1 protein-coding gene is annotated in these 207 nt (G+C 76.3%); it reads right to left on the minus strand.

Annotation, left to right across the window (positions count from 1 at the left end):
• Positions 1-207: hypothetical protein (locus GT042_RS37915; protein ID WP_161313202.1), on the minus strand; the 207-nt coding region annotated here is incomplete at both ends.

Consider the following 207-nt stretch of genomic DNA (forward strand, 5'->3'; position numbering starts at 1 on the left):
ACGCGTTCTTCGTGGGTACGGACCTGGAGGCGGGCCTCCATCTCGGTCTGGCGGGCGTTGGCCCCGTCGGCGGCGAGCCGGTCCCGTACGGACGTGTCGGGCTCGTCCTCCGCGCCCTCCCCGGCCTCCTGGGCGACGAGCAGCCGCTCGGCCAGCTCCTCGGCCTCCTCGGTGGCGCGCTCCAGGGCGTCCTGGGCCTTGGCGGCG

The organism is Streptomyces sp. SID3212 (assembly GCF_009865405.1).
Lineage (GTDB): Bacteria > Actinomycetota > Actinomycetes > Streptomycetales > Streptomycetaceae > Streptomyces.